Origin of the sequence: Endozoicomonas arenosclerae (genome assembly GCF_001562015.1) — a bacterium.
Lineage (GTDB): Bacteria > Pseudomonadota > Gammaproteobacteria > Pseudomonadales > Endozoicomonadaceae > Endozoicomonas_A > Endozoicomonas_A arenosclerae.
Map to the genome: position 1 here is coordinate 1 of NZ_LASA01000044.1, position 5,395 is coordinate 5,395.

The 5,395-nt window shown below is 47.4% G+C and carries 7 protein-coding genes; 3 read left to right on the forward strand and 4 right to left on the reverse strand.

The features are described from left to right. Window positions 1-257: IS200/IS605 family transposase (gene tnpA / locus WG89_RS03020; RefSeq protein WP_153301398.1), on the forward strand; the 257-nt coding region annotated here is incomplete at its 5' end. 107 nt (window positions 258-364) lie between these two features. Here the strand turns inward: tnpA and WG89_RS30165 are convergent. Both WG89_RS30165 and WG89_RS03025 read right to left on the reverse strand, forming a co-directional pair. Continuing rightward, a complete protein-coding gene (locus WG89_RS30165; protein WP_153301399.1) occupies window positions 365-502 on the reverse strand; it encodes a hypothetical protein in 138 nt (45 codons plus the stop codon). Between the two features lie 75 nt (window positions 503-577). After that, window positions 578-1,591 (reverse strand): DMT family transporter, encoded by a 1,014-nt coding sequence (locus WG89_RS03025; RefSeq protein ID WP_216638424.1) that lies wholly within the window; start codon window positions 1,589-1,591, stop codon window positions 578-580. 64 nt (window positions 1,592-1,655) lie between these two features. On the opposite strand from WG89_RS03025, the gene WG89_RS03030 reads away from it, so the two are divergent. Together WG89_RS03030 and WG89_RS03035 are read left to right on the forward strand one after the other, a co-directional pair. Continuing rightward, window positions 1,656-2,438: an AraC family transcriptional regulator gene (locus WG89_RS03030; RefSeq protein ID WP_062261067.1), complete on the forward strand. Its 783-nt coding sequence runs from the start codon at window positions 1,656-1,658 to the stop codon at window positions 2,436-2,438. Between the two features lie 71 nt (window positions 2,439-2,509). Further along, on the forward strand, window positions 2,510-3,682 hold the full coding sequence (locus tag WG89_RS03035; RefSeq protein WP_172806689.1) for an NADAR family protein: 1,173 nt from the start codon (window positions 2,510-2,512) through the stop codon (window positions 3,680-3,682). A 32-nt stretch (window positions 3,683-3,714) separates the two neighbouring features. Here WG89_RS03035 and WG89_RS03040 read toward each other — a convergent pair whose 3' ends face one another. Then, the gene (locus WG89_RS03040; protein ID WP_062261073.1) at window positions 3,715-4,200 is read right to left on the reverse strand and encodes an NUDIX hydrolase; all 486 of its coding nucleotides are present in this window, start codon (window positions 4,198-4,200) and stop codon (window positions 3,715-3,717) included. 60 nt (window positions 4,201-4,260) lie between these two features. Beyond that, window positions 4,261-5,040, reverse strand: a complete 780-nt coding sequence (locus tag WG89_RS03045) for a hypothetical protein (RefSeq protein ID WP_062261076.1) — start codon at window positions 5,038-5,040, stop codon at window positions 4,261-4,263. Between the last annotated feature and the right edge of the window lie 355 nt (window positions 5,041-5,395).

Sequence of the window (5,395 nt, forward strand, 5' to 3'; positions counted from 1 at the left end):
ACCATGTGCATTTACTGGTAAAAGTGCCTCCGAAGGTTTCGATATCGAAGCTTCTGGGAACGGTGAAGGGGCGGACAGCTTTGAGGCTGTTTACGAAATTTCCGTACCTCAAGAAGAAACCGTATTGGGGTAATCACTTTTGGTCAAAAGGCTACTGTGTCGATACTGTCGGAGTAGATGCAGAAATGATCCGTAAATATGTGAAGTACCAAGAAAAGAAAGAACGTCTCCAGCAGGAGATAGATTTCAGGAAATAATCTGCAATCTTGGGGCAACTCTCACCAGCCTTCTCTGAAGGCTGGCGGTTTCAGCCCCCTTATAGGGGGGGCATAAAGCAAAACCACGTTCTAAGAACGTGGATCATTTACTTACAGGCAAAGGTCCAGACCTTACTGAATAACTCTTCCTGCTCACGCTTGAACCACTCTTCCGAAGTGTAAGCTTCTACAGGTAATAATTGCTTCGCTTCCGTGGGCTTTAGGCCGACCTGAAAATGACTCATTGAATGCTCTCCAGAGTGACTTATTATTTTATGGAACATTTGTGTTTCATTTTTATCGGGTAGAGCCAATCCAGGTCAAGAGCGATTTAGATTTAAAGCTGGATGTTCGGGGTTTGGGACACCGTGAGCTGCCTTTTTTCTCAGAGGCCTGTGCCAGCTTTGAGAAAGGATCACGCCTGCCAGAGTCAGCCCTCCACCCACATAGTGATAGCTGTGCAGACTTTCAGACAGTAATACGACAGCGATTAATGTTGTGAATACGGGCATCAGGTTCATAAAAATTGCGGTGTTGTGTGCACTGAGTTTATTCAAGGCTATCACCCAAAGTGCAGGGGCCAGAATGGAGGCCAGTATTCCGGCATAAAGAATGAGTGGGGCACTGCGTGGAGTAATGGGATCTGTGGAGCCCAATAAAAATGTTGGCAGTAAGGTGCAGGCGGCAATAACAGCCTGAGCATAAATAAAGACCCAGGTGGGCAGTGGCACTTTCCAGTATTTGACCATGACACCGTAAAGGGCGTAGGAAAGTGTAGCGACCAGCATCAGTATGTCGCCCTGCCCAAACCCGCTTAACAGTGTTGCTGGATGCCCTCCTGACATAAAGAAAGCGACGCCATAAAAAGAGATCAATACCCCGCAAACAATGCCCCAGGTGACGGATATCCCAAAAGCGGGAACACTGATCAGAACCGTAAGCAGTGGCGTTAATGCCAGAATAACACCGATATTGGTTGCTGGTATTGAGTGTGCTGCCACATAGCTCAGTGACTGATAGATCACCATGCCGAGCAACGTCAAAATAAACAGCTTCAACTTGTGTTGTCTGATGACAGACCAGTGTCTTCTGGCTGCTTTAAAGCAGAAAGGTGTGAGCAAGAGGGCAGCCAGAGCCCATCGATAAAAACTGATGGCTTCCGGAGCTATTTCCGAAGCGGCTATTTTGCCTACTACATTATTGCCTGACCAGATAAGGACGGCCGTGAGGGGAAACAGATAATAAAACAGTCTCATAACGTCGTTTTGCTCCATACAGCAAGAGCCGGAAATCTTTGAAACCAGCTGGAGTCGGGAGCGTATTATCTGAGTCATTTTTCACTGTGATATAGTTGTTTGCAGACAAGAAGTATTGAAAACCGGACAGCAGTAAATCCTCATGCCTAACCAAGAGATCAAGCCTCTGAACCTTGAGAGGCATCCCAATCCTGTCTGTATCCGGCATGACGACTTTCCTGAACATTCATCAGTAGAGCTGCATCGCCATTGTTGTGGTCAAATGACCAGTGTTCGCACCGGGGTCATGGAGCTGGAGATTGGAGGGCGAAAGTTTATTTCTCCTCCTCATTATGCGATCTGGATTCCCCCGGAAATGGATCATTCCAGCTACCAGAGAGAAGCAGTGAAGTTTCATTCAATCTATATCGGTTTGGATTTCTGCGATGCTTTACCTGCTGTGCCTGTTGTTTATCCTACGAATGCGGTGATTGAGTCACTGATGTTGGATTTTATCCACAGGGGAATTTCTTATACAGATACTGAGGAAGATAAACGTCAGGCACTGGTTTTACTGGATCATTTTAATCGTATATCGCCGATTGAAACCTATCTGCCTATGGCAGACGATGAGAAGCTGAGACAGGTGCTCGAAGCCATTCAGCAGTGTCCCGGAAATAATGACAGCCTGCAATCCTGGGCTCAGAAAGTGTTCAGTACCGAGCGCACATTGTCGAGGCGTTGCTACAGAGAATTGGGCATGTCGTTTCGTGAGTGGCGTCAGCGTCTGAGATTAGTGAAGTCGATAGACATGTTGGCTGATGGCCATACCGTTGAGCAAATTGCCCTGACACTCGGTTACAGTACATCTTCCAGTTTTATTGCCATGTTTAAGCGCCAGATGGGTGTAACCCCTGCCCGATACTGCTCTGATCTCTTGAGATAGTCAGTCTTCAGCCCATTTACAGAATGCCGAAAGATACCGGGATGATTCCAACATTATTCCGGGGGCAGGCCATGTTAAGCGATAGAATTGATCAGTTGTCTGAGCAGCTGAGGCAGATGACCTGTTATGGCTCTGAAAAAATAGGCGCCAGCACGGCTACCCGGGATTGCAAGCTGGTGGCTGGAAGAGAGAAGGAATGGTTTGGAATCTTCTGGTCTCTCCTGGGTTACAGGCGCAGTGTAAAAGCTGAAGAGCAGCATAAGCTGATGCAGGAAACCGTTGATATTCATTCAGCACTTTGTGGTAACTCAGGCCGGTATCAGTTGAATGAAAGGGCGGTGAATCCTATTGATGCGCCGGATCTGATGACCCGGGAAAATCTACAGACTTTCGTCGATGAAGCCCGTTCCTCCGAAGCTTATGTTTTCGATCGTATTTATTTGGCTTTTTGTAGAAATGCACAACAAACGAAAGAAGTACGGGATTCAGGGCAGGTGGTCGCCACCATCCAGAGAAATGTAGGGACAGCCATTGCTGACCTGCCATTGGAACAGGTTATGGAGTTTGTTCCCAAGATTCTCCAGCAGTTATATCAGGATTTTGGGTATAACTCCGATGTTGCTACTGCCTGTGCGGACTTTGATCCCACCCAATACTGTCAGGAAGGCGGAAGAGCAAGAGTGTCATCATTACCCGCGAGTCCTGCCTCTCATCCGATCAAAAGCTGGCAGGATTATCATCGGGATACCCAATACCTTCAATGTCAGCACTTACCCAGTGTTAAGTTTTATAACCGGGGTGAAGATTACTATGAATTCACTAATTTTTATCAGCCTGGCCGGGCATTGAAAATAGACGGTTTATCCTGGCCTACGACAGAGCATTACTTCCAGGCCTGCAAGTTTCCTGCAGGCAGTCCTCATCGACAAAAAATCAGCCGACTCCCTGGACCCCGAGATGCGTTGAAGTACGCTAATGCCAGACAGCTTGAGTGGGAGAATGCCGGGGCCTGGCATGGTGGTGAAAAGATGAATGCCATGTTGAAAGCTGTCAGAGCCAAGGCTGAGCAGGATAAAAAATTCAGAGGCAGTTTGTCGGGAACAGGAGACAAGCTGCTTTATGAAAATGCCCCTAAAGATTGGGATTGGGGTATTGGCCGTGATGGGAGCGGCCAAAATTACCTGGGTTGTATCCTGATGCAGGTTAGGGATGAACTGAAAGCAGGTACTCTAAAGGCCAAGTGATGACACCTGCTTGGCTTAATAAACGGCAATGGTTATTTATTGGCGGTTTGCTGTTGAATCAGTTCCATCTGTCTTTCAAAGTGTTTGGGAAATCGCCATTGATCCGGATGGATCTGTTCCGGCTTTAGCCATTGTACGGATGCAATTTCATAAGTATTGGTAGGAGCAAAAGCTTCTGTCGGATTTTCACTGGTGCAAGCATAGAGTCGAAAGCCGTTGTCGAATTCCTGCAGCAGCTCCCCCACTGAGACTTGATGACCCGTTTCTTCAGCTGTTTCCCTCATAGCTGTGCAGCTTGAGGTTTCGTCGCTGTCAGAGGTACCGCCGGGCAGGTTGTACTTGCCATTCAATCTTTGGGTTACAACAGCCACTTTTCCATCCTGGGTTATAAGACAGCCAGCATTGGCAGGCGTTTCCTGTCGATCCTGGTAAGGGCAGTCTGCAATCTCTTTTTCTGTTTGGCAGCCCGTCAGGAGCAGTAAAGAGGCCACTGTTATCCATTCTTTCAAGTGATTCATCCCGTGCGTCTCCATTCTCAATAGAGAATAAACTACCAGAAGGGTATTGATAAGGGGTTATCAAGGAGTGAGTCTTCCCAGGGAGTCGGTGTCACCAGAAATTTTTTCTGTCGAGACAAGGGTGGGTTCAGGGCTCAAGTCTCTGTGAGGAGAATCACTGCCAATACTGCTGGGAGCTTTGCTGCTGACAGGAGAAGGCGTAATGACCCTCAGAGTAGGAATAAACTGTTCCTCAGGGGGAAGCAGTTCCGGACAGGAGCTCGAACGTCCTGTAAGACGAGGCAAGAGAGGAGGTGATTTCTTGGCGACCTGAGTTTCACTTCCCCGTCTTCTTAAAATCGGTGAAGGTTGGGGTGAAGCACCTGATTCTGACTTTTTGTCTCTCAGATAATCAGTCAGTTTTTTACTGGCCGTCGTCAGGCTTTTTTGAGGATCTCTCACTACTTTGATCAAGACTTTCCCACTGCGCACGATAGGGTGAAAATAATAGACCTGATCCATGATTTCCTGAAGTGAGGGAACTTGTTTTTCCCAGCGCTTCATGTTTTTTTCCAGAGTTTGTATGTGCTTTGACAGCTCTTTGACATCCTCGGGAGTCATTTGAGTGCCATCCATTGTTGAGAATTTCAGAGTGTTAACCAGTCTTGACAGCGTATTCAGATCTTTTAGTGCTCCAGCGCAGTTGGTGCTGTATGCATTGGTGGCAACAGGTTGAAATGCAAAATACTGCTCGGGTCTGGGATTGATGACTTCCATGCACACAGGAGGGTTTTGTAAATCAGCTCCCAGTTTGTGTCTCCAAAAAGATTGTTCCCGCAGCTTCATGCTTTTGGACTTCATCTCTGCCTGTTCTTTCGTGGCAAAACTGAAGGCCTCAGTGCTTGCTTCTTCTCTATCAGGAGCAACGGGTAATCAGGCACTTTCTTTTCTGACTGCCTGAGCATCTTCTCCACTAGGAGCCTGTCGGACTTAACCAGCAAAACAGGTAAAATCCTGATTCCAGTACCAGTAACACTCAAAGCACTATGAATAAGTGGAAGTTCAAACCGGTCGACCGAAACACTCCCGACCTTTTCCCTGCCAGCATCCAGGATTATCTTCCAGAAGGTCATATGGCTCGCTTTGTGGTGGATGTTGTTGACCAGCTCGACCTGTCTCCACTGATCAATTCTTATCGAGGCACAGGATCAAAAGG

Excerpts from the sequence above, each read along its gene's own strand:
- WG89_RS03040 (WP_062261073.1), bottom strand. The coding sequence starts at position 4,200 with ATGAATCACTTGAAAGAATGGATAACAGTGGCCTCTTTACTGCTCCTG.
- WG89_RS03045 (WP_062261076.1), bottom strand. The coding sequence starts at position 5,040 with ATGAAGTCCAAAAGCATGAAGCTGCGGGAACAATCTTTTTGGAGACAC.
- WG89_RS03025 (WP_216638424.1), bottom strand. The coding sequence starts at position 1,591 with ATGACTCAGATAATACGCTCCCGACTCCAGCTGGTTTCAAAGATTTCC.
- WG89_RS03030 (WP_062261067.1), top strand. The coding sequence starts at position 1,656 with ATGCCTAACCAAGAGATCAAGCCTCTGAACCTTGAGAGGCATCCCAAT.
- WG89_RS30165 (WP_153301399.1), bottom strand. The coding sequence starts at position 502 with ATGAGTCATTTTCAGGTCGGCCTAAAGCCCACGGAAGCGAAGCAATTA.
- WG89_RS03035 (WP_172806689.1), top strand. The coding sequence starts at position 2,510 with ATGTTAAGCGATAGAATTGATCAGTTGTCTGAGCAGCTGAGGCAGATG.